This window comes from Pseudomonas sp. GL_135, from assembly GCF_057834665.1.
In genome coordinates, this window is record NZ_CM174408.1 from 2,878,927 (window position 1) to 2,899,808 (window position 20,882).

Annotated in this window: 21 protein-coding genes; 11 read left to right on the forward strand and 10 right to left on the reverse strand. The window is 62.2% G+C overall.

The features are described from left to right. Positions 1 to 116 precede the first annotated feature (116 nt). Together AC3ISG_RS12630 and AC3ISG_RS12635 are read right to left on the reverse strand one after the other, a co-directional pair. On the reverse strand, positions 117 to 815 hold the full coding sequence (locus AC3ISG_RS12630) for a LuxR family transcriptional regulator (protein WP_489297059.1): 699 nt from the start codon (positions 813 to 815) through the stop codon (positions 117 to 119). 40 nt (positions 816 to 855) lie between these two features. Then, the gene (locus AC3ISG_RS12635) at positions 856 to 1,485 is read right to left on the reverse strand and encodes a glutathione S-transferase family protein (protein ID WP_489297060.1); all 630 of its coding nucleotides are present in this window, start codon (positions 1,483 to 1,485) and stop codon (positions 856 to 858) included. Between the two features lie 88 nt (positions 1,486 to 1,573). Here AC3ISG_RS12635 and AC3ISG_RS12640 point away from each other — a divergent pair, with 88 nt between their 5' ends. Next, a complete protein-coding gene (locus tag AC3ISG_RS12640; protein ID WP_489297061.1) occupies positions 1,574 to 2,644 on the forward strand; it encodes a transketolase-like TK C-terminal-containing protein in 1,071 nt (356 codons plus the stop codon). Here the strand turns inward: AC3ISG_RS12640 and AC3ISG_RS12645 are convergent. Next, the gene (locus AC3ISG_RS12645) at positions 2,629 to 3,093 is read right to left on the reverse strand and encodes a MarR family transcriptional regulator (protein WP_122625078.1); all 465 of its coding nucleotides are present in this window, start codon (positions 3,091 to 3,093) and stop codon (positions 2,629 to 2,631) included. The two genes, AC3ISG_RS12640 and AC3ISG_RS12645, sit on opposite strands and share 16 nt — an antisense overlap. Positions 3,094 to 3,221: 128 nt before the next feature. Here AC3ISG_RS12645 and aceE point away from each other — a divergent pair, with 128 nt between their 5' ends. Both aceE and AC3ISG_RS12655 read left to right on the forward strand, forming a co-directional pair. Further along, positions 3,222 to 5,891: a pyruvate dehydrogenase (acetyl-transferring), homodimeric type gene (aceE, locus tag AC3ISG_RS12650; protein ID WP_489299520.1), complete on the forward strand. Its 2,670-nt coding sequence runs from the start codon at positions 3,222 to 3,224 to the stop codon at positions 5,889 to 5,891. A 205-nt stretch (positions 5,892 to 6,096) separates the two neighbouring features. Continuing rightward, positions 6,097 to 6,222 (forward strand): hypothetical protein, encoded by a 126-nt coding sequence (locus AC3ISG_RS12655; RefSeq protein ID WP_277395275.1) that lies wholly within the window; start codon positions 6,097 to 6,099, stop codon positions 6,220 to 6,222. Here the strand turns inward: AC3ISG_RS12655 and AC3ISG_RS12660 are convergent. Beyond that, positions 6,215 to 7,225 (reverse strand): zinc-dependent alcohol dehydrogenase family protein, encoded by a 1,011-nt coding sequence (locus AC3ISG_RS12660; RefSeq protein WP_205483492.1) that lies wholly within the window; start codon positions 7,223 to 7,225, stop codon positions 6,215 to 6,217. The two genes, AC3ISG_RS12655 and AC3ISG_RS12660, sit on opposite strands and share 8 nt — an antisense overlap. Before the next feature lie 176 nt (positions 7,226 to 7,401). Here AC3ISG_RS12660 and AC3ISG_RS12665 point away from each other — a divergent pair, with 176 nt between their 5' ends. After that, on the forward strand, positions 7,402 to 8,301 hold the full coding sequence (locus AC3ISG_RS12665; RefSeq protein ID WP_122537266.1) for a LysR family transcriptional regulator: 900 nt from the start codon (positions 7,402 to 7,404) through the stop codon (positions 8,299 to 8,301). Between the two features lie 79 nt (positions 8,302 to 8,380). Here AC3ISG_RS12665 and AC3ISG_RS12670 read toward each other — a convergent pair whose 3' ends face one another. Next, positions 8,381 to 9,310 carry a cupin domain-containing protein gene (locus AC3ISG_RS12670; protein ID WP_489297062.1) on the reverse strand — a complete coding sequence of 310 codons (930 nt, stop codon included), beginning with the start codon at positions 9,308 to 9,310 and terminating at the stop codon, positions 8,381 to 8,383. A 283-nt stretch (positions 9,311 to 9,593) separates the two neighbouring features. Here AC3ISG_RS12670 and AC3ISG_RS12675 point away from each other — a divergent pair, with 283 nt between their 5' ends. The 3 genes from AC3ISG_RS12675 (at position 9,594) to AC3ISG_RS12685 (ending at position 12,659) form a co-directional block, all read left to right on the forward strand. Then, the gene (locus AC3ISG_RS12675; RefSeq protein ID WP_489297063.1) at positions 9,594 to 10,907 is read left to right on the forward strand and encodes an ABC transporter substrate-binding protein; all 1,314 of its coding nucleotides are present in this window, start codon (positions 9,594 to 9,596) and stop codon (positions 10,905 to 10,907) included. A gap of 55 nt (positions 10,908 to 10,962) precedes the next feature. Next, the gene (locus tag AC3ISG_RS12680) at positions 10,963 to 11,736 is read left to right on the forward strand and encodes an L-iditol 2-dehydrogenase (protein WP_489297064.1); all 774 of its coding nucleotides are present in this window, start codon (positions 10,963 to 10,965) and stop codon (positions 11,734 to 11,736) included. Between the two features lie 200 nt (positions 11,737 to 11,936). After that, positions 11,937 to 12,659, forward strand: a complete 723-nt coding sequence (locus AC3ISG_RS12685; RefSeq protein ID WP_489297065.1) for a YkgJ family cysteine cluster protein — start codon at positions 11,937 to 11,939, stop codon at positions 12,657 to 12,659. A 33-nt stretch (positions 12,660 to 12,692) separates the two neighbouring features. On the opposite strand, the gene AC3ISG_RS12690 is transcribed toward AC3ISG_RS12685, so the two are convergent. Beyond that, positions 12,693 to 13,649, reverse strand: a complete 957-nt coding sequence (locus AC3ISG_RS12690; protein ID WP_489297066.1) for a threonine dehydratase — start codon at positions 13,647 to 13,649, stop codon at positions 12,693 to 12,695. A 105-nt stretch (positions 13,650 to 13,754) separates the two neighbouring features. Here AC3ISG_RS12690 and AC3ISG_RS12695 point away from each other — a divergent pair, with 105 nt between their 5' ends. Next, the gene (locus AC3ISG_RS12695; protein ID WP_489297067.1) at positions 13,755 to 14,561 is read left to right on the forward strand and encodes a helix-turn-helix transcriptional regulator; all 807 of its coding nucleotides are present in this window, start codon (positions 13,755 to 13,757) and stop codon (positions 14,559 to 14,561) included. A gap of 15 nt (positions 14,562 to 14,576) precedes the next feature. Here the strand turns inward: AC3ISG_RS12695 and AC3ISG_RS12700 are convergent, their stop codons facing one another. Then, positions 14,577 to 15,203 (reverse strand): glutathione S-transferase family protein, encoded by a 627-nt coding sequence (locus AC3ISG_RS12700; RefSeq protein ID WP_489297068.1) that lies wholly within the window; start codon positions 15,201 to 15,203, stop codon positions 14,577 to 14,579. 16 nt (positions 15,204 to 15,219) lie between these two features. Further along, positions 15,220 to 15,435, reverse strand: a complete 216-nt coding sequence (locus AC3ISG_RS12705; RefSeq protein ID WP_489297069.1) for a DUF6434 domain-containing protein — start codon at positions 15,433 to 15,435, stop codon at positions 15,220 to 15,222. A gap of 145 nt (positions 15,436 to 15,580) precedes the next feature. Here AC3ISG_RS12705 and AC3ISG_RS12710 point away from each other — a divergent pair, with 145 nt between their 5' ends. Further along, positions 15,581 to 17,908, forward strand: a complete 2,328-nt coding sequence (locus AC3ISG_RS12710) for a putative bifunctional diguanylate cyclase/phosphodiesterase (protein WP_489297070.1) — start codon at positions 15,581 to 15,583, stop codon at positions 17,906 to 17,908. Next, positions 17,896 to 18,771, forward strand: a complete 876-nt coding sequence (locus AC3ISG_RS12715) for a phosphate/phosphite/phosphonate ABC transporter substrate-binding protein (protein ID WP_489297071.1) — start codon at positions 17,896 to 17,898, stop codon at positions 18,769 to 18,771. The genes AC3ISG_RS12710 and AC3ISG_RS12715 overlap by 13 nt, the downstream gene beginning before the upstream one ends. Positions 18,772 to 18,816: 45 nt before the next feature. Here the strand turns inward: AC3ISG_RS12715 and AC3ISG_RS12720 are convergent, their stop codons facing one another. Beyond that, positions 18,817 to 19,365, reverse strand: a complete 549-nt coding sequence (locus AC3ISG_RS12720) for a TetR/AcrR family transcriptional regulator (RefSeq protein WP_489297072.1) — start codon at positions 19,363 to 19,365, stop codon at positions 18,817 to 18,819. A gap of 346 nt (positions 19,366 to 19,711) precedes the next feature. On the opposite strand from AC3ISG_RS12720, the gene AC3ISG_RS12725 reads away from it, so the two are divergent. Further along, on the forward strand, positions 19,712 to 19,993 hold the full coding sequence (locus AC3ISG_RS12725) for a hypothetical protein (protein ID WP_489297073.1): 282 nt from the start codon (positions 19,712 to 19,714) through the stop codon (positions 19,991 to 19,993). 38 nt (positions 19,994 to 20,031) lie between these two features. On the opposite strand, the gene AC3ISG_RS12730 is transcribed toward AC3ISG_RS12725, so the two are convergent. Then, positions 20,032 to 20,859, reverse strand: coding sequence for a DMT family transporter (locus AC3ISG_RS12730; protein ID WP_272631636.1), 828 nt, complete (start codon positions 20,857 to 20,859; stop codon positions 20,032 to 20,034). Positions 20,860 to 20,882 lie beyond the last annotated feature (23 nt).

A 20,882-nucleotide genomic window follows, 5' to 3' on the forward strand; every position in this document is an offset into this window, starting at 1 on the left:
CGCCCCGAAACTGTACCTAGTACAGGCAACGCTTGCCCGCGCAGCCTTGCCCGGTGCACCGATGCACCGATGCACCGATGCCAGTGCGCCAGTGCAGAAGGCGCACCGGCACCCCGTCACGCGAATCCCAGGCGGGACGCCGCAAAGACCGCCTGCTTGGCGGTGTCGACCTCAAGCTTGCGCACGATGTTGGCCATGTGGAACTTGACCGTGCGCACACGGATGTCACAGATGCAGGCGATCTCGCTGTAGGACTTGCCGAGGGACACCCACCCCAGAATCGTGTGCTCGCGGACAGTGAGTGGCGGCTCTGCGGTGTTCTGCGACATCGCGCCCGGGTTCATGTCGCTGTGAAACGCCACCAATGCCAGTTGCAGCGTGCCTTTGATGTGCTGGATCTGGTGGTGGAAGTGCGGACTCTGCTCGCGGTTGACCAGACTCAACAGCCCCATGCGCTGTTGCGGATCGTGGACGACGAAGGTGTAGCCGTCCTGCATCGAGAACTCTCGGGTGAGCTGCTCGAACGCGCCCTGCCCTTGCACGGGCTTGCGCCGGTAGGCTTCGGTCCAGTGAAAAGGCGCGACGCTTTGCACGCCGTGGGAAATGATCGGATCGACGCGGTGCAGTGCCTCGCCGCAGTATTTGCGCTGCCAGGCAATGGGGAAGCTGGACAGGAAGTTCGACAGGCCAAAGGTGCGCTTGTCGATGGTGGCGTAGGTGAACGGGCAGTCTATTTCAGAGGGCAGATGCTCGATCAGGGTGGCCAGGTTTGGATCCTGGCCCGGCCTGACGAAAAGCGGAGCGTTGAAATGCATGATCAGCATCTTCTTTTTGTTGGCATCAGGCGGATGGGGTTCAGCGTTCCTGGCGAGAGGCTGTAAGCCCTCGCTTGACGGCCGGGCGCTGCTCGATGGTTTGCAACCAGGCGCGCACCGCCGGGAACAGCGAAATGTCCAGGTCCAGTTCTTCATAGGTGCGCAGCCAGGTGAACAGCGCAATGTCGGCAATGGTGTAGCGCTGGCCGGCAATGTACTCGCGATCGGCAAGTTGACTGTTCACCACCCCGTAGAGCCGCAGCGACTCTTTACGGTAGCGATCCAGCGCCTGGTCGTTGGCGATCGTGCTGGCATGGCGGAACCACCACAGCTGTCCGAGCATCGGCCCCACGCTTGCGATCTGGAAACTCAGCCATTGCTGGACCTGCAGGCGTTCTGCCGGGGTCTCGCCACCCAGTGCAGCGTGCTGATCGGCCAGATAGGTCAGGATCACTGCCGATTCAAACAGCGTCACGCCTTTGTCGTTATCGATCAGGACCGGGATTTTTCCGTTCGGGTTGAGGGCCAGGAAGCCAGGGGCTTTCTGCTCGCCCTTGTTCAGATCGACAGGGGTCAGGGTGTAGTCGAGGCCGAGTTCTTCGAGGGCGATGGGGATTTTCTGGCCGTTGGGAGTGTCGGCCGTGTAGAGGTGAGGCGAGGCAGTATTCATCAAAGGTTCCGTCCTTGTGGTTGCATTTACAATGAGTCTGCATTATTCCTTTAGCACCCCGCAAGACAGTCACAGGAGTTTCATCTTCATGGATAGCCTTCGTTTACAGCGCACCGCCAGGACCGAATCGGCCGCCCAGGCGTGCATCGAGTGCATTGAGCACAGCCACCTGTCGGGAGTGGTCACCCAGAGTTCTCCGCTCTTTACCGTTGTCGATCTGATCAAGCGCCTGGAAAGCGATCAGCGTACCCGCGGCCAATTCTGGAAGGTCAACGACCGTGCCCACGAGCCATCAACCGGCACGGCGATCAGTGCGTGGCCGCTGTGGTTCAGCGAACCGGCGCGCAACGATGAGCGGCCGTTGTTCTACATGACTCAGTCAGCCACCTCCGCGCACCTCTCGATGCTCACGTCCCAGACCGGGCAGCGGGGCATTGTGCTCAATGACATTGAGTCTTCCCCCTCGCGCTGGGCAAAAGGTGCTCACCCGTGGTTGCCGTTGTGGCTGGCCTCCAATCGGCACTGCATCCCTTTCGACCCCGCCAGTGGCGATGAAGCCAGGGCGATACTTATCGGTGCGCTTGACGAACTCTATGTGCAAGGGGCGCCCGGCTTCTGCTACATGACGCTGCACGATGAAAGCGGCGATGGGCTGGCGTGTGATCGGACCCAGGCGTTTATGGGGATGTACCGGCTGGACAACCCGACCCCCGCGGCACAGCAAGTCCGGTTGCTTGGCGCAGGACTCATGCTGCGGGAGGTGCAAGCCGCCGCGCAGATCCTCCACGATGACTGGGGCATCGCCGCCGAAGTGTGGAGCTGCCCCAGCTACACCAAGCTGGCGCGGGACGCGGAACGCCAGTCCCGGCATAAACGCCTTCTGCGCGGCGAGGCACCGAGGACCAGCCATCTGCGGGACTGCCTCGGCAGCTCGCAAACACCGGTGGTTGCCGTGACCGGGTACGCGGAGTTCGTCGCGGCACAACTGGCCGCCCATGTGCGGGGACCTTTCACCGCGCTGGGCGCCGACAGCCTGGAACCCCATCAACGCCTGGACCGGCACTGGATCGCGATGACGGCCCTGCGCGAACTGGCGAATCTCGAGCAGATCAGCACTGCGCTTGTCAGCAAGGCGCTGGAACGTTACCGGCTGGTCTGAGAGACTTTTCGGGACTGGCGGGCGTTGCGGCTGGCATTTTCCAGCGCGTCCGCAAACAGGCGTTTCTGATCGTCATCGAACTCCACCAGAAACAGTTCTTCGACGGCCTGCTTGTAGACCTGCCAGATCCGCTTGCGCAGAACCCGGCCGGCGTCGGTGATCCGGGCGATGGCGCCGCGCCCGTCCTCGAGGGACTTCTCCCGGGTGACCAACCCTTCCTTCTCCAGACGGTCAACCAGCCGGGTGAGGTTGTAGCGTTCGATGGCCATGACGTCAGCGAGTTCGTGCATCCTCCTGGCGCCGTCCTGCCCGCTTTCGATACCCCAGAGCGCGTCATACCAGTCGTACGGCGGCAGCTGTTCTTCGGCCAGCCGCCGCTCGATTTCCTTGATCAGGCAGCGGTGCGCCCGAATGAAGTTGTACCAGAGGTCTGGCGATGGGGTGGCCATGGTATCTCCAAATCCTAGGGTTGATTGCAGTTGCAATCATAGCGGCAATGACGCTAGATTCAATTGCAATTGCAACGATGAGCGGGTTGAACAACGGCCCGCTGATGCCATTTTCAGGAGATGTAATGATGGAACAGAGCTACCTGCTTCGCGACGAGGATCCACAAGAAACCCGCGAATGGATTGACTCGATCGCATCCGTCGTCGAGGCAGAAGGCCGCCCCAGGGCCCACTTCCTGATCGACCAATTGCTCGATTTCGACGTTTCTGTTCATGGTGACTTCCATGGACGCGTCACCACGCCGTACGTGAACACCATTCCCCCCGAGCGCGAGTTGCCTTACCCGGGCGACCTCGGCATCGAAAAGCGCCTCAACGCCTTCATCCGCTGGAACGCCCTGACCATGGTCCTGCGGGCCGGCAAGCATTCCGGCGTGGGTGGTCACATCGCCACGTACGCATCGGCGGCAGTGCTCTACGACGTGGGCTTCGATCATTTTTTCCGCGGCCGGACAGACACCTTCGCCGGCGATCTGGTGTATATCCAGGGTCACTCGGCGCCGGGCATCTACGGCCGGGCCTTTACCGAGGGCCGTCTCACCGAGGCGCAGCTCGATAACTTCCGCCGGGAAACCGATCGCGACGGTGTGTCGTCCTATCCTCACCCCCGCCTGATGCCCGACTTCTGGCAATTCCCGACCGTGTCCATGGGCCTGGGCCCGATCACGGCCGCCTACCAGGCGCGCTTCATGCGTTATCTGGAAAACCGTGGCCTCAAGGAGCATCAGGGCCGCAAGGTCTGGGCGTTTCTGGGCGACGGCGAAATGGACCAGCCGGAATCCCTGGCCGCCATTTCCCTCGCCGGGCGCGAAAAGCTCGACAACATCATTTTCGTCGTCAACTGCAACCTGCAACGCCTTGACGGACCGGTGCGCGGGAACAGCAAAGTCATCCAGGAATTTGAAAGCCTGTACCGGGCCGCCGGCTGGAACGTGATCAAGGTGATCTGGGGGGGTGGCTGGGACGAACTGCTGGCCAAGGATAAATCGGGCCTGTTGCGCCAGCGCATGATGGAATGCGTCGACGGCGAGTACCAGACGTACAAGTCCCAGAACGGCGCTTATGTGCGCGAGCACTTCTTCGGCAAATACCCCGAGCTCCTCGAGCTGGTCAGCGACATGACCGACGACCAGATCTGGAAACTCACCCGTGGCGGCCACGACCCGGTCAAGGTCTACAACGCCTACGCCGCGGCATCCCGCAAGACCGGCCGGCCCACGGTGATCCTCGCCAAAACGGTGAAGGGCTTCGGCATGGGCGAAGCGGGCGAAGGCCAGAACATCAACCATCAACTGAAAAAAATGGGGGGCGACGCGGTCAAGGCATTCCGCGACCGTTTCGGGCTTGAGCTGAGCGATGACCTGCTGGGCGAAATGCCTTACCTGCGACCGGACGAAGACAGCGTCGAAGCCCGGTATCTTCGCGCCCGACGCGCGAGCCTCGGGGGGCAGATTCCCGCCCGGCACGCCCAGGTCGAGCCGTTGCAGATCCCGCCGTTGGCGGCGCTGGAGGTGCAGCTGAAGAGCACCGGTGACCGTGCGATCTCCACCACCATGGCCTTCGTGCGGATCCTCGCCACGCTGCTGAAGGACCCGAACATCGGCAAGCTCATCGTCCCCATCGTGCCTGACGAGTCGCGCACCTTCGGCATGGAAAACCTGTTCCGCCAGATCGGCATTCATTCCCACGTCGGCCAGCTCTACACGCCGCAGGATGCCGGCACGCTGTCCTACTACAAGGAAAGCACTGACGGGCAAATCATGCAGGAAGGTCTGAACGAGTCCGGGGCGACGTCATCCTGGATCGCGGCCAGTACCTCCTACGCCAACCATGGCGTGATGACCCTGCCGTTCTACATCTTCTATTCGATGTTCGGCTTCCAGCGGGTCGGTGATCTGCTCTGGGCCGCAGGGGACGCGCGGGCTCGAGGCTTTTTGCTCGGCGCAACCTCCGGGCGTACCACCCTGATGGGTGAAGGCTTGCAGCACGACGACGGTCACAGCCACGTGATGTCGGCCACCGTGCCGTGCTGCGTTTCCTACGACCCGACGTATGCCTACGAATTGGCGGTCATCGTCCACGACGGCATGCGCCGGATGTACGTCGATCAGGAGGACATCTACTACTACATCACCCTGCTCAACGAGAACTACCCGCACCCCGAACTGCCCGAAGGCGCCGAACAAGGCATTCTCAAGGGCCTGTATCGACTGCCGATCGAACACGAGGCCCAGCCCGGTCGCCACGTTCAGCTGATGGGCAGTGGCTCGATCCTCCCCGAAGTCATCGCAGCGGCGGAGATCCTTGCCAGCGAGTACCAGGTGAGCAGCGACGTCTGGTCGGCAACCAGCCTCACCGAGGTTCGCCGTCAAGCGCAGCAGGCCGAACGCTGGAACCTGCTGCATCCGCTGGAAGAGCCGAAAGTGCCGTATCTGACCGAGGTGCTCGAAGGGCACCCTGGCCCGGTGGTGGTCGCGACGGACTACATGAAAATCCACGCAGACCAGATCCGTCCGTGGATCGGCAACCGTCGCTTCGTGGCACTGGGCACCGATGGTTTCGGGCAGTCGGACACCCGCGAAGCGCTGCGCCGGCACTTCGAAGTGGACCGTCAGTTTGTCGTGCTGGCAGCGCTGACAGCCTTGGCTGACGAGGGCGCAATCGACCGGCAAGTGGTCGCCCGCGCGCTGGCCGAGATGCAGATTGACGTTGAGAAAGTCGATCCGATAACCGTGTGATGCGGCAGTAAACATAACGCAGAGACAGGCCATGAACCTGTCTCTGCGTTTGTGTTTTCGGTCCGTCAGTCCGGACCCGTGAAAAGCCGGCTGTTTTCTCTTGAAAGCTTTCCCCTGATACCTATGTTGGGTGTCTGTCTTCGGTATCAATCGGACAGGAGCCCGTCTACTGCTGCCAGCGAGGGTTAGAAAGGGAGGCCCGATCATGCGCGGCAATGCCATCAACCACCCAAAATCCGACACATCATCCGACCAGCACCTGGGCGCCCAGTGGCGGCTGATGAGTGCCTATGAGCGGTTCGAACAACTGGTTGTCCTCGCCCTCAGCTGACCTTGATCACCACCTTGCCAAACGGCCCCCGAGCCAGATGTTCGTACGCCTCACGGGCCTGCTCGAACGGGTAGACATGGTCGATGACCGGACGAATGTGGTGGGTGTCGAGGAAAGCATTCATGCGGTCGAACGAAGAGCGTGGCGCCACGGCAATCCCGCGAAGGGTGGTCTGACGGAAGATCAGCGGCATCAGGTTCAGCGCGGTGGTTTGCCCGGTCAGGAAACCGATCTGGGCAATCTTGCCACCCACTTTTGTCGCCTGAACGGACGCGTTGACGCCCTCCCCGCCGGCCACATCCAGCAGCAGGTCCACGCCTTTGCCGTCGGTGAGTTTCAGCACTTCTGCCGCCCAGTCCGGGGTCTTGCGGTAGTTCACGCCCGCCATTGCGCCGAGCTTGATCACGGCGTCCAGATTGTCGTCGCGGCTGGAAGTGACGATCACCTTGGCGCCCAGTGCCATGGCGATCTGTGCGGCGAAGATCGACACGCCGCCGGTGCCTTGCACCAACACCGTCTGGCCAGGCTCGATCTGGCCGTAATCCACCAGCGAGTACCAGGCGGTCAACGCGGCAATAGGCAGCGTCGACGCCTCTTCGTCGGTCATGTCATCCGGCGCACGCACCGCGCTGTCTTCGTGGATGATCATGAATTCCGCCAGCCCGCCGGGCAGTGGCGAGCCGAAGCAGTAGTCGGGTTCGTCGGAGGCGGGCATGCCGTCGAGCCAGCGCGAGTACAGGTGCGAATTGACCCGGTCGCCCACCGCAAAGCGGCTGACGCCCTCGCCCACGGCGACCACCGTGCCGACAGCGTCGCTCACCGGAATCAGGGGCTTGGGCACCGTGTGCGGTTCGTAGATTCCGTCAACGATGGCTTTGTCGCGGAAGTTCAGGGACACCGCGCCCACCTTGACCAGCAGCTCGCCGGCCTTGGGGGTTGGCGTTGCGGTTTCACCCTGCTGCAGGTGGTCGAGGCCGAAATCTTTCAGAAGCCAGGCTTTCATGGTGTATCTCCGCTGAAGTGTTTACCAGAAGGCCGGGGTCGGCCGTCAGTGTGCTGGGGGCATTGTTTCTGTTATGAGCGAATGGATAAATGCCCGGCCACGCACAGGATTGTTATCCTGATGCGCAACAGTCATCGCGATTTCCAAGGAGCGAACCGATGGACCTTTTGCAGTCGATGCAGGTGTTCGCGAGGCTGGCGGAGCTCGGCAGCTTCACTAAAGTGGCCGAAGCCACTCAGTTGGGCCGCCCGCACATCACCCGATCGATTCAGACGCTGGAGGCTTCCCTCGGCGTGCGCCTATTTCAACGCACCACGCGCACGGTGAAGCTGACGGCCGAAGGCGAGCAGTTTTACGAACGGGTCAAAGGCATCCTCGCCGACATCTCGGACACCACGTCGATGTTCGATCGCAGCGGCGTCACCCTGCAAGGGCGACTTCGGGTGGACATCCCCACGGCGTTCTCCCAACGCAGTTTCATCGAAAGCCTGAAGGGATTCACGGGCGCGTTTCCCGCCATCGAACTGGTGGTGGGCGTCACCGATCGGGCGGTGGATCTGGTGGCTGAGGGCGTTGATTGTGTGTTGAGGATTGGCGAGCTGCGCGATTCAAGCATGGTCGCGCGGCAGATCGGTACCGTGGAGATGGTCACCTGCGCGGCGCCTTCCTACCTCGACACGTGGGGTAGACCTACAACGCTCGGCGATCTGACCCAGCATCAGGGCGTCGATTTTCTCTCGGGACAGAGCAACCGGCCCCTGCCCTGGTATTTCCAGGACGGCGGCGAAGATCGGCCTTACCCGAGCCGCGGAGCCATTACGGTCAACGAGTCCAACGCCTATGTTCACTGCGGGCTGGCGGGCTTCGGCATCATTCAGGCGCCCGGCATCACCGTGGATGCGTTTCTCGCCAGCGGCGAACTGGTCGAAGTGCTGCAGCCTTTTCGTCCGGCCCGGCGCAAGGTGTCAGTGCTTTATCCCAGCCGGACGCACCTCGCGCCCCAGGTGCATGCCTTTGCCGACTGGTTGCGTGAACACTTTCCCGCGTTGCATCCCAAATGGTTCAAGGCTGACTGACACAACCTACACGCCGGGTACGCCGTCGGGCGTGGCCTTGGGTTCATGGCCGCGCGGTAAGGGTCGAGGGAGAGAACGACTAAGACGCCTTCGACGTATTCAAGTTGAACAACGTCGCCGCCGTGCCGCTTCGATAGTCCGACGGCGTCTGCTTCATCTCGTGACGGAAGTGTCGATTGAAGTTCGACAGGTTGATGTAGCCCACTTCAAAGCAGACATCGGCGATGGACATTTGCGTCTGCAGCAACAAGCGGCAGGCCCGCTGGATGCGCAGCTTGCGCATCAGGTCGATGAACCCATGCCCGGTGGCGCGCTTGAAGAATCGTGAAAACCCCGGCTCGCTCATGTGCAGGCGCTCGGCAATCACTGAGAGCCGGATATCGCCAGTGAGCTCCCGCTGCAGGTAGTCGAATGCCCGGTGGACCCGCTCGGCGCTTTTCGCATCGAGGGTCGGTGCGTAACACGAACTCGCCAACGTCCGGGCTTCCCTGTCACACGCTCCGCTCAGGGTATGGAGCAGCTCAAGAAACAGCAGCAAGCGCTGTAATCCGTTCGCCGAGCCTATGCGTTCAAGCAGGTCGGCGGCCCGCAGCGCGGTCTCGCCGGTGAATTCCAGCCCACGGCGGGCACGATCAAACAAACCCTGCAATTCACCCAGCTCAGGCATCGTCTCGCGCAGCGCCAGCAAGGTGGCACCGTCGAACTGAAGTACGACGTCACGGCCTTGCAGGTGCTCCCCCGGCGCCAGATCGCCCATCCAGTCATGGGGTAAATCGGGACCAATGAGCGCCACATGGCCGGGGCCGAAGGCGCCGATGTAATCGCCCGCCACCAGTTTGCCGCTGCCTTTGCGGATCAGATGAATTTCGTATTCAGGGTGATGATTCCAGCGCGCGAGGGCATAGGGATAGTCGTGCTCGTACCAGCGAAAACTCTGCTGGGGCGCCGGCAGGATGATCTCCAGTTCGGCAGGCAACTGCTCGAATAAGGCGGTTCGGCTTTCAGGCATGGTCTGCCCCTTTTTTGTCGTTGGTGGCGCGTGCATCGACGCACCATACGCCCATTGCATCACCCTGCTCCACCTCGCCTGTCGCTGCGCGCTGATACTTTTTTAGCCGGGCGCAGGGCCGGGCTGCGCGGTTAAAAAAGCATCAGTGGCCCATCCTCAGCGCGTTTGTTGCAGGGCGTGCAAGCTGCTGTAATCGGCTTGCCACTGCCCGGAGTCACTCGGATGGCAGTGGTTAAAAACAACAATAACGATTCCGCGCCACCGGCGTGGAATGGAGATCACCATGAAGATCACCCATCACGCGCTGCTGCTGGCTGCCGGCCTGTCCCTGGCGGGCATCAGTCAGGCTGCCGAGACGATCACCATCGCCACCGTCAACAACAACGACATGATCCGCATGCAGCGGCTCTCCAGGGTGTTCGAAGAGCAGCACCCCGACATTAAACTCAACTGGGTGGTGCTCGAAGAGAACGTCCTGCGCCAGCGGCTGACGACTGACATCGCAACCCAGGGCGGCCAGTTCGATGTGTTGACCATCGGCACCTACGAGACGCCATTGTGGGGCGCAAAAAACTGGTTGGAGCCGATGAAGGACCTGCCCGCCAGCTACGACCTCGACGACATCATTCCCTCCGTGCGCCAGGGCCTGTCGGTCAACGACACGCTGTATGCGTTGCCCTTCTACGGCGAGAGCACGGTGACCTATTACCGGACCGACCTGTTCAAGCAAACCGGGCTGAGCATGCCCGAGCACCCGACCTGGACCCAACTCGGGGCGTTTGCCGCCAAACTGCATCACCCGGATCAGGGTCAGTACGGCATGTGCCTGCGAGGCAAGGCCGGCTGGGGCGAGAACATGGCCTTGCTGACAACGATGGCCAACGCCTTCGGCGCCCGCTGGTTCGACGAGCAATGGCGACCCGAGCTGACCAGCCCCGAGTGGAAGGCCGCTGCCGATTTCTACGTCAACACGCTGAAAAACTATGGGCCGCCCGGCGTCTCCAGTAACGGTTTCAACGAAACCCTCGCCCTGTTCAACAGCGGCAAATGCGCGATCTGGGTCGATGCCAGCGTGGCGGGCTCGTTCACCACCGACAAGGAACAGAGCCGGGTCGTGGACAGCGTGGGCTTCGCGCCAGCACCCGTTGAAGTGACCGACAAGGGTTCGTCCTGGCTGTACGCCTGGTCTCTGGCAATCCCGGCAACCTCCCAACACAAAGACGCCGCCAAGGCCTTCACCACCTGGGCCACCTCCAAGGAATACATCCAGCTGGTGGCGCAAAAAGACGGCATCACCAACGTGCCGCCCGGCACCCGCACCTCCACCTACAGCGACGCCTACCTCAAGGCTGCGCCGTTCGCCAAAGTGACACTGGAGATGATGAAGCACGCCGATCCGACGCACCCGTCGGCCAAGCCTGTGCCCTATGTTGGCATTCAGTACGTGACCATCCCGGAATTCCAGGCCATCGGCACGTCGGTGGGCAAGCTCTTCTCCGCCGCACTCACCGGCCAGACCTCCGTCGAGCAGGCACTGGCTGCCGCGCAGTCGACGACGGAGCGGGAAATGAAGCGCGCTGGCTACCCAAAGAAATAAACCCACCGCCGACGGATGTCGGCCGGATCTCACCGCATGACGGATGACTCTTCCCATGAAACGACTCGAAGGTAAAAGCGCGCTGATCACCGGCTCGGCGCGAGGTATCGGGCGGGCCTACGCCGAAGCCTACATTCGCGAGGGCGCGACGGTCGCCATCGCCGACATCAACCTGGAGCGCGCGACCCAGACGGCCACCGAACTGGGGGCCAGTGCCTACGCGGTGAGGATGGATGTCACCGATCAATCGTCCATTGACGCTGCCATGGCGGCCGTCATCGCCACCACCGGTAAGCTGGATATCCTGATCAACAACGCCGCGCTGTTTGATCTCGCGCCTATTACGGACATCACCCGCGAGAGCTACGAGCGCCTGTTCTCCATCAATGTGTCCGGCACGTTGTTCACCCTCCAGGCGGCGGCGAAGCAGATGATCGCCCAGGGTCATGGCGGCAAGATCATCAATATGGCGAGCCAGGCCGGGCGGCGCGGCGAGGCACTGGTGGGCGTTTACTGCGCGACCAAGGCCGCGGTCATCAGCCTGACTCAGTCCGCCGGGTTGAACCTGATCAAACACCGGATCAACGTCAATGCGATCGCACCGGGCGTGGTTGATGGCGAGCATTGGGACGGCGTCGACGCGCTGTTTGCCAGACACGAGAACCGGCCGCTGGGGGAGAAGAAAAGGCTCGTCGGCGAAGAAGTGCCCTACGGTCGCATGGGCACCGCCGAGGACCTGACCGGCATGGCGATCTTTCTCGCGTCAGCGGAGAGCGATTATGTCGTCGCCCAGACCTACAACGTCGACGGTGGCAACTGGATGAGTTGAGGCCGGGGAAAACGCGGGGCGCTGATCCATCGCGTCAGTCAGTGGGAATGGCTCGCCCCACTGATGGGCCGCACACGGGACTAACCGGATTGAGCTAACCGCCGTATGATTCCCGTTCAACGAATAGCGGCGCAGGCGACCTAAACATCAACGACTCAACGATTCCCTCAACAGCCAACCCTCCGAACGTAGACCCCGACGTGCGCTTCGAGTGCGTCGGCTGCGGCGCCTGCTGCCGCGGCCGCTTCGTCCCCTTGACCCTGAGTGAAGCAGTGACCTGGCTAAAACGCGGCCATTCTGTCGGGGTTTTGCTTGAGGCGTTCGATGAGTCGCTCTGGCTGGTCGGATCGCCCGAGTACGCCTACAACGCCGGGCGATCCGCGCCGGTCACCGGCGGTTCGGGCACCCTGCGGGTAACGGTGATTCTGGCGGCGAATGCCCTGCCTGAGTGCCCGAACCTTCAGCAGAACGGGCTTTGTTCCGTCTACCTGGAACGTCCGCTGGTGTGCCGGATCTACCCGATGGAGATCAGTCCTTTCATTGAGCTGAAACCCCAAGCCAAGGACTGCCCGCCGGAAGCCTGGCAACAGGGCAGCCTGCTGGCGTCGGATCAGGGATTGGCGATGCTGGTCCAGCAATCGCGCCAGTCCGACCGCGAGGATGCCCGGCGCAAGGTGGCGGTATGCGAAAGCCTTGGTCTGACCGTCGCCGGCTGGAAAGGCAACGGCCTGGTGATTCACCAGCCTTCGGTCGAAACACTGCTCGCCGCCTGCGAAACCGCTGAGATCAATGCCGGCCCAACTGCTCAAGCCTGGCAGATCAAGGCAGAAGACCCGGCGTTGAGGGCGTATCTCAACACCCAGTCCGTGCCCTTGGCTGACTCACCGAGCGACGCTTACATCTTCCACCCACTACCCCGCTGAACCGCCGCCGCTTGCCGCTTGCCGCTTGCCGCTTCAGCCTATCACCCGCGCATACACTGACCGGTCCACATTCCCGCCAGACAGAATGACCCCGACCTTCTTCCCTGCCATGGCCTGGCGTTCCTGGATGAGCGCCGCCAGTGCAGCGGCGCCTGCACCCTCCGCGAGGTTGTGGGTGTCGGTGTAATAGACGCGCATGGCGTCGGCGATTTCTTCCTCGCTGACAGCAACGATGCGCTCTGCACCTGCTCGATAGATCGCGAAGGCGGCAGGAATGGGCTGGCGCACGGCAAGGCCGTCGGCAAAGGTGTTCGCCGACGAGGTCTGCAAAAGGGTGCCTTCTTCGAACGACCACTTGGCAGCCGCTGCTTCGGTGGACACCACGCCGACCACCTTTGTCTGCAGGCCCAACGCGTCGCGGGCCGCAATAACGCCGCAAATCCCCGACCCGCAGCCGATCGGCACGTAAACCGTGTCCAGCTCCGGCACAGCCATGAACAACTCCAGTGCATACGTGGCCACGCCCTTGAGCAACTCGATGTGGAAAGGCGGGACCAGATAGTGCCCATGCACGTCCGCCAGCCGCGCAGCCTCTTCCCGGGCTTCGTCGAAATCCCGGCCGCATTCGATCACGGTGCCGCCGAGGGCGCGCATGGCGTTGTTCTTTTCCGGCGAATTGCCTTCCGGCACCACGATCGACGCACTTAAGCCCGATGCCGTGGCGGCCAGCGCCAGGCTCTGACCATGATTGCCGCGCGTCGCGGTGACGATGCCTTTGACGGCCGGGTAAGTGCGTTTGAGCCAGTGCATGAAGGTAATTCCACCGCGCACTTTGAACGCGCCGGTGGGCGTGTGGTTTTCATGTTTGACCCACACCATGGTGTTCAGCCGCTCGGCCAGTAACGGCCAGGCATATTGAGCGGTCGGCGGCATGACCGCATACACCTGGCGAGCGGCCTGTTCGATATCCTCGCGTGTCAGTCCGTGCATGGCCGTATCCTCGAAAATTTGGCTCAGTTTAGGCAGAGCCCCACCGCGCCGGCTTTCAAAAAACTGACCTGACTTTTTGCCGCCCACTTCATTAGTATCAATGCTATGAACCCGACAACACGCCCGCCTCGCCCGCCCCCGCCTGAACCGGTTCGCCGTGTCGAAGCAGGCCCGTGGATGATTGAATTGCTCCCCGCCGCCGGTTACGCCACTCGTTACGTGGCGGCTCAGGCAGCGATTGGTTTCGCCTTCGAAAGCCAGCGCGGGCTGCACGCCATCGGCAGCGATCGGGTGCAGCCTTTCGACGCGCTGCCCAACGGCCTCGCGTTCGTGCCCGCCGGTTGCGACGTGTTGTCGGAGTCACCCACGGGCGGTGAATACCTGCGGCTGCTGCGCACGGACGAGCTTGCGCTGACGGGCGACCAAGCCTTTAACAACCGCATCGATGCACAGGCGATCCCTTTGGCGATGAAGCTGCGCGCCGCGTTGCTGCAGTCCTCGCCTGCGGACGACTGGGAGGGTTGGGCGCTGGCGCTGGCTGAACGGGTCGCTGACCGAAGCCCCCACGACACGCCGCTGCAAGGCTCGATCAACGGCAGCCGGATGCGCAGGCTGGATGAGTTCATCGACGCGGGCATCGACGGGCCGCTGGGGGTGCACGCCATGGCGGATATGCTGGGGTTGTCCGAGGGGTATTTCATTCGGGCCTTCAAGAACACCACGGGCAAAAGTCCGCACAGTTACCTGATCGACAGGCGCCTGGCCAAGGCACGGGCCCTGATGCGCGACTCAAACGCGAGACTGGCAGAGATCGCCCCTGCCTGCGGCTTCAGCTCCCAGGCCCATATGGCGACCGCTTTCCGGCTCCGTTTGGGCACGAGCCCGGCGAAATGGCGCAGTCAGTGGGGGTGATGACTCATCTTCCAGTCACCAGCCGTACCGCTGCAGAACCGCACTGACAACGGGATGGCGGTCAACCGTCTCTAAAGACGAGTGAAATCCGGGCCGAGCCCTCTGCAAATGATCCCGCGTCCCGCTCCACTGGCTGACTACGACAGCAAGCATTTCAACTGCGCCAGGTGCCTGCGGGTGCCAGGTCACCGGGTTGTCAAACACATCGCTGAAAACCTCCCACTGACTGTGCAATTTGCGCCGGGCGCCTGCCACCAAGCGATCCAGTTGATCGGGATCGGCGTCAGGCAGCCACCGTTCCGGGTAGTCGATCAGGCCGATGGAGGCATAGCAGTTGGTGGTGATGTACGCCAGCGCACGGAGTTGTTGGGCACGTTCAAGAACGTCGTGAGCCAAAAGGCCGGACAGCGGAAATGCCAGGCCCAGATGGGTGAGGATCGCCGCGCTCTCCGTCAGCACGCCACCGCCGGGAATGACCAGGGTCGGCACCTGCATCAACGGATTCAAGCGTTTCAACTCGTCCTGCCCGGCGCCCGCTTCCCACGAACTGGCGGGCACCAGGCGGTATTCGGCGCCGCACAGCGTGAGTGCCATCTCGATGGCGGCCGAGCCGGATCTCTCGGCCCCAAATAACGTGAACATGCGTTCCCCTCTGTCATCAGGCTTTATGGGCATGCCGGCGCTGCCATTCATCAGCCACATCGCCCAGGGTTTTGCGGGTGTCGTTGCGTATCCAGGCCATGAAGTCGCGGTCGAATTTAAAGGCCGGTCCGCACTGCCCGGTCATGAAGCGCCGCACGTTCTGGGTATTGCGGTACTCCTGAGTCACAGGGGTGTTTCGGGAAAGCGGATCGCTGTGCCAGTCGAAAGCCATGGGATAAGTCCGAAAGGGTTGTCCTACGCATTCTAGCGGCGAAACCTGCGTTGCCATGACCGTCCATAAGTGCGCAGGAAGAAACCGTCACGGGATGGCAACAATCTGGTATTAAAGTGCCACCATCTTCTGCCGGAAGCACCCAGTGATCCCTCGATCGTTGTCCTCGCTCCGTTTCATTCAATCGCTATTGGTATTGCTCTGCGCGGCGACCTTGCTGTTCCTGTGGGGACTGCATTTCCAGCAAAAAGCCTCGTCTCGCGAGGAGGCGCTGGCAGCCAAGGCGGCCGAGCATTTGAACCTGGCCACCATCGCTGCCGAAAACCTGCGTCAGTTGGTCGACAGGGCCCAGGCCATCGGCGGGGTCGCCCGCAGCGACATGCAGGCGTTGGGCGTGCAGCATCAAGGCCTGGTGCGGATGTTGGCTGAGGACCCGGTTTTCAAACGCATGAGCCTGTATGCCGTCGACGGCCAGTTGATCTCTGCCAGCCACAGCGATGAGCCCGCCCAATTACCTTCTCTGTGGCTCACCCAGTTGCAGGATCACTCGGCCCGGTACGGTTTCAAGGCGCTTCTACCCTCTTCCCTCGGCCCACAGACAACGCCCCTTGGGCCCAGTTGGCGTCTGCCATTCCTCTTGCCGCTTACCGATCCGTTCACCGGCAGGCTGGATAACGTCCTCTTGATCCAACTGGACATCGGCTACCTCGCGGCCCTGTTCGAGCACATCGATCTGGGCCAGAGCGGGATGATGCGGCTGATCGATAACATCGGCCGAGAGCGCGTGCGGATCAGCAGCAGCGGCGTGGTGTTCTCCGGCGCACCGATGACGCCCGAGCTGCCGGGTGACGGCCCGGTGGCGGGAATGCTGCCTCAACATTCCCCGGCCGGCCTTTTTCAAAGCCTGTACCTGCGCGTGCCACAGCGGGGTTTCAGCGTTGTCGTGAGCCAGGCGGAGGACGAAATCCTTGCGTCCTCCCTGCTCGCCTCGCGACAGCAATTCTGGCTGAACCTGTCCATGACCGTGCTGATTCTGGGCGCCCTGTTCTGGACCTTGCGGGTGCTGCGCAAGCGTCAGGAAGCGTTCACCGCCCTTGAAGACGCCCAGCTCATCAATCAGCAACTGATCAGCCGACTTGAGGACGAACATCGGCGCAGCAGCCATGCCGCTGCGACGGATCACCTGAGTGGCCTGCACAACCGACGCCAGTTCATGGAGCTGACCACGCAAGTACTCGCCAGACAGCGCGGCAGGCGCCGATTGCTGGCCATCCTGTTCATCGACATGGACCGCTTCAAATCCATCAACGACTCGCTGGGGCACAAGGTCGGCGACATGCTGCTGCAGGCTGTCGCGGGGCGCATCTCCCGCATGCTTGAACCCGGCGATGAAGCCGCGAGGTTCGGCGGTGACGAGTTCGTCATCCTGCTGGCAGGCGAGCGCAGTGAAGAACAGATCGATGGCTGGGCGCGGGCGCTGGTCGACAAGTTGTCGGCGGTTTACTCACTCAACGACCATGAAGTCATGACCAGCCCCAGCGTTGGCGTCAGCATCTGCCCCCGGGACGGTCAGGACGTCGAAGAGCTCATTCGCGGCGCGGACGCGGCGATGTACTCCGCCAAGCGCGCCGGTCGCGGCCAGTACCGCTTCTTTGACCCGTCGCTGAACGTCGCCGACGTCGAGGAATTCATGTTGGAACAGTCCTTCAGCCAGGCATTGAACCATCACCAGTTCGTTCTGCACTATCAGCCGCAGATCAGGCTCGACACCCTGCAGGTCGAGGGTTATGAAGCGCTGGTGCGGTGGCAGCATCCAGAGTTCGGGCTGCTGTATCCGGACCGCTTCATTTCGATGGCTGAGCGCAACGGTTTCATCGTCGGCCTCGGCTGGGAAGTGTTGCGCCTGAGCTGCGAGGACTTGATGCGCTGGCACGCCGAGGGCCGGGCGCTGAAGGTCGCCGTCAATGTTTCCGCGATCCAGCTGCATCAGGCGGACTACAGCGACAGGTTCTTGCGTGAGCTGGCAATACGGGGCATTGCCCCGCAGTTTCTGGAGGTGGAGATCACCGAAACCTCCCTGCTCGACCCTGAAGGCCTGGCCGTTGAGCACCTCCAGCGCCTGCGCCTGGCGGGCGTGCGCATCAGCCTCGATGATTTCGGCAGCGGCTACGCAGGCTTCGCGCACCTGCAACTGTTGCCGTTGAACACACTGAAGATCGACCGCGCGTTGATCGCCCCACTCTCCAATAGCCCCGATGACAACCCGATCGTCTCCTCCACCATCATTCTGGCCAAGCGCCTGGGGCTTGAAGTGGTGGCCGAGGGCGTGGAAACCCGCGAGCAAGTGGTGTGCCTGAAGCTGGCCGGCTGTGACATCGTTCAGGGCTACCATTTCAGCCGGCCCCTCAGCGTCGCACAGTTGCAAGAGTACCCACCCTTCATGAACCTGGTAGGCGAAGCATGCGTGCAGTGAAAATTCTGGCGGCTCTGCTGGCGAGCGTGATGCTGATCGAGCCGGCGTATGGCCAATGTTCGCAGCAGAGCCTGCGCATCGCCGTGATTCCTAAGAAAAGCATGGAGGTGCTGCTCCGCGAGCAGCAACCGCTGATAGAACACCTGCGTCGGGCGACGGGCATCCCGGTGGAGATCGTGCCCTCGTCTTCTTACGAAAGCGTGGTCGATGCCATCGTATCGGGCGGGGTGGACCTGGCCTGGCTCGGGCCGGCTTCCTACATCCTGGCGTATCAACGTGATCCGCGCATCGAACCGTTCGCCAGCCTGACCATCGCCAAAGGCTTCTTCACCCCTGCCGGCCAGCATTATCAGGCCTTGCTCGTGGCCCGCCAGGACGTTGCCCGGCAAACCGAAGGTCTGCGCGGCAAGCGGGTGGCGCTCACGGACCCCGCCAGTACCTCGGGCAGCATCATCCCCAACGCGGAGTTCTCCGCGCGGATCGGCATGCCCCTGCCGCAGTTTTTCAGCTCGGTGGTGTACTCCGGCTCACACGACAAGTCGCTGGACGCAGTGCTGGACCGCAAGGTCGAGGCCGCCTTTGTGTCCAGTGTCCGGGTGGATGAATACCTCAACAGAGGCGTGATCAGCCGCGAAACCCTGAGCGTGTTGTGGCGCTCGGAACCCATCTACTACGACCCGTTCGTCTTCCGTGGCGCGCTCTGCGCCGACATCAAGGCCAAGATCCGCGACGCAATGCTGGTGAATAACCAAGGCTTGCGCGGCTTTCTTGATGCCCAGGAAGCCTCGGGAATCGTCCCGGTCGGCCACGCGCAATACGCTCCGTTGCTGCAGAAAATGCAACAGATCGCGCCGGCGCAGTGATGGATTTAGACGGACGCAGACTGTTTATTCGCTGGCGCCCACCCTTCACGCCCTGACCAGAATCGCACTCGAAATCAAATCGAAAAGATGGTCGGCCCGGGCCGCGAGGGCGGGCTGATCGTTCACCCAGGTCAGCGCCCCGACAAGGGCGAACAGGTCGGCACCGTCCATGTTGTCGCGGGCCAGCCCGTCCGCTTGGGCCCGCTGCAACAGCCGAGTCCCCGAGGCCTTCATCGTGACGCATGACGCATGGAGCGCGGAATCCGGTTGCTCGATGGCCGCGACCATCACCGCGATCACGCCTCTCAAACTGCGCGCCACGCCGACAATCTCGCGCAACCAGGTAATCAGCGCGGCGTCGGCGGGTTCAACCGACTCAAGCTCGCCGGCCTTGACCCTCAGCTCGTCAAAACTGGTACGCAGCAGCGCCTCGAATAATGCCTCCCGTGTGGGAAAGTGCCGGTACATCGTGCCCAGCCCGACGTCAGCTTTGCGGGCGACGTCCCTGATCGACGCATCGGCGCCCTGCTCGGTGAACACATCACGGGCGATCACCAGGATGTGTTCGTAGTTTTTTTGCGCGTCAGCTCTCATTAACAACCCATTCTTCAAAAGTGGAGCAACACCGGCTGTATTCGGATCAGTGTTCCGATGACTATAGCCGGGACTGGTTTCAGAGGACAGCAATCACGGGCATGGGCGTTCGCAGGATTCGTTTTGTAGGACTGGCTTTAGCCGGGAAGGCGTCGGTGGCTTCACTGCAAGATTTAGGGTGTGAACGCTGACCCCTTCCCGGCTGAAGCCGGTCCTACTGTGCGTGGCATTTGAGTGAGGAGGATTTATCGGTTGAAAGGGTGTCCAAGCCCGTAAGCGCAAATTGATCATATAAAAAGCCCCGCGCCGATACAGTACGCAACCGATCTGTCCCCCTGGAGGCCCAATGAATCCGGACACGACCCTGAGCGACGACGCGGGATCCCCGCCCCAGCAGGACTGGTTTTCCATCGAGCACCGCGGGCGCATCGACGAGCTGATCGCCAAGCTCAAAACCAGTGACACCAAAGAAAGCGTCTCGCGCTACCACGCCATGGCCGAAGGCTATTTGCTGGGTCTGCTGGACAGCTACCACGTCAGCACAGAGCACCACGATGCCGTTCGCCAATACCTGCACAACCTGGCGATAGCGCGGTTGAAGGCCGTGAAACCCAGGCTGCGCAAATGATCCGGCGTGAGCAGCCTGGGCGAATGAGCCTGCGCCGCTCAACCGATGATGATCGTGCCCGCAGCAATGACCGCGCACGACAGGATCTTCCGCGCCGTGAGCGACTCGCCCAAAAACAGATACCCCAGCAATGCCGCAAACAGCACGCTGGTTTCACGCAGGGCCGACACCGCCCCCATGGGGGCCAGGGTCATGGCGTAGATGACGATGCCGTAAGCCAGCAGCGACACCACGCCCCCGCCTAACGACGTGACCAGTCCGGGCCGGACGCTCACCAGACTGCGAACGTCGCGCAGACAAACGTACGTGATCGGCATCAACACCCCCCACAGCGCGCACATCCAGGCGGTGTAGGCCATCGGCGCACCGGACAGGCGCCCGCCAATCCCGTCGGTCACGCTGTAGGCGGCGATGAAACATCCGGTGCCCAAGGCATACGGCAGGTTGGCGACGTGGAGCTTTCGGCCTTTGAAGGCGAGGGAAATAATGCCTGCCGAGACCAGCGCGATGCCGATCATCGTGCCGGTCTGCACCACCTCCCCCGCAAAGATCGAAGCGCACAGGGTGATCAACACCGGTGAAGAGCCCCGTGAGATCGGGTAAGTCTGGCCGAGGTCGCCGCTGCGGTAAGTTCGTACCAGAAACAGGTTGTAACCCACATGCAGGAGCGCCGAGAGCCCCGCGTAAAACCAGCTTTCCTGCGCCGGCGCCGGCATGAAGAAAGCCGCGACCGTGCTGACGATGGCCACCGCCACGCACATGATGGTCATCGACCAGAGCTTGTCGGTGCCGCCACGCAACAAGGCGTTCCAACTGGCGTGCAGCAAGGCGGCGAAGAGGATCAACAGGATGATGTAAGTAGGCATGTCGGATTCTAGTCAGTGACTCA